Consider the following 1,555-nt stretch of genomic DNA (forward strand, 5'->3'; position numbering starts at 1 on the left):
GTGCCCGCGCGGGGACGCAGGGCGGGCGGCGCCGTGAGCGGGCGGCCCGCGGCCGGTTCCACGGCCGGCGCCGGGGCCTGTACAGGGGCCGGCGGGGCGGTCTCCTGCGCCTGCAGCGGGCGGGTGACGGGCACCGGCTCCGGCATCCGCGGACGGAGCTCCAGCTGGGCCCGCGCCTCGCCCTCGCGGCGGCGCGCCTCCGCCTCGTCGCCGAGGCGCTCCAGGTGCCGCAGTGCGGCGGCGGCCCGCACGTAGGCGGCCGGGCTGGCCGGGTGCTTGGGGCGGGCGGCCTCCAGGGCGCGCTTGGCCGCCTCGGCCTCGCGCATCGTCTGCTCGGCGACCGCGACTGCGCGCTCGCGCAGCAGCCGGGCGATCTCGGTCTCGGCCTTGGCGAGCCGGGACTTCTCCGCGGTGAGCCGCCGGCCGAAGCGGGTGGCCCGCTCCTCGGCGACCTCGGCCGCGTACTCGGCCTCGGCGAGCTGCTCCTCGAAGCGCTCCTCCAGCCGCAGCCGCCTGGTCGCGGCGAGTTGCAGGGCGGCCCGGGCCGCACGGTCGCGCTGGCGCAGCAGGAGGCCCAGCCCGACGGCCGCGACCACGGCGGCGACGCCGACCGAACGCGCCACCACCGGATCCGGTGTGGCCACCAGGGCGGCCACGGCGGCGAGCACGAGCACACCGACGGCGACAGGTGGCGCGTAGCGGCCGAGGACGGAGGAATGACGGTGGCGTCCACGAGACATGCCAAGAAACTAGCGTGCGAATCGGGGCGCTGTCAGCCTCGCCACTCATTCGGCTCTTGACAGCCCGTCGGAAATACTCGGCGCTTCGCGCTCGTCACGGGCCGTTACCATGACGGGCGTCCGTCCGACCGTAGAGCGAGGCGCCCGTGTCCCCCGGCTTCCGTGTGCACCCCGGCGAGTTGATTGCGGCCGGGCAGGCCGCCCGGCTCACCGCGGAGCGGCTGCGCGCCGACGCCCGCGCTGTGCTCGGTCCGGCCGACGCGGCGGCGGCGGCGCTGCCCGGCTGGCGGACGGCCGCCGCGCTGCGGGACTGCGCCGACGCGTGGCACCGGCTGTTCGAGCGGCTGGCGGACGACCTCGGCACGATCGGCGCCGACCTGGTGCGCACGGCCGACGGCTACACCGCCGCCGACGAGTCCGTCCGCCGCAGCCTGACCTCGGCGGGCTGAGGTGGACGCCGCTGCGCTGGGCGCCGCCCGTCCGGCCGAACTGCCCGCCGCCGCAGCCGGGTACGGCGCCCTGGCCGCCGCGCTGGAGGGGCACCACGAGGCGTGGGCCCGGCAGACCGCGGGCCGGGTGCACGGCTCCGGCTGGCAGGGCCGGGCCGCCGAACTGGCGGGCGCGGCGGTCGACCGGGCCACCGGTCGACTGCAGGCGGCCTGGGTGGAGCTGACGCTCGTCCAGGAGACGCTGCGTCAGGCCGCCGAGGCCTTCCGGGTCGCTCAGGCGGCACTGCCCGGCGATCCGGTTGGTGCGGTCGCGGCGGCGGAGCGGGCGGACACCGCGGCCGCCGAGCGGCTGGCGGCGCTGGCCGC

At 78.6% G+C, this 1,555-nt stretch carries 3 protein-coding genes; 2 read left to right on the plus strand and 1 reads right to left on the minus strand.

Annotated elements, in window-relative coordinates; all coding sequences use genetic code 11:
- Positions 1–740: hypothetical protein (locus KSNIM_RS17375; protein WP_263104124.1), on the minus strand; the 740-nt coding region annotated here is incomplete at its 3' end.
- A gap of 146 nt (positions 741–886) precedes the next feature.
- Between KSNIM_RS17375 and KSNIM_RS17380 the strand changes: the two genes are divergently transcribed.
- Both KSNIM_RS17380 and KSNIM_RS17385 read left to right on the plus strand, forming a co-directional pair.
- The gene (locus tag KSNIM_RS17380; protein ID WP_263104125.1) at positions 887–1,189 is read left to right on the plus strand and encodes a WXG100 family type VII secretion target; all 303 of its coding nucleotides are present in this window, start codon (positions 887–889) and stop codon (positions 1,187–1,189) included.
- 1 nt (position 1,190) lies between these two features.
- A partial coding sequence (locus KSNIM_RS17385; protein WP_263104126.1) for a hypothetical protein occupies positions 1,191–1,555 on the plus strand: 365 nt, incomplete at its 3' end.

It is taken from the genome of Kitasatospora sp. DSM 101779, assembly GCF_025655475.1.
Taxonomy (GTDB): domain Bacteria; phylum Actinomycetota; class Actinomycetes; order Streptomycetales; family Streptomycetaceae; genus Kitasatospora.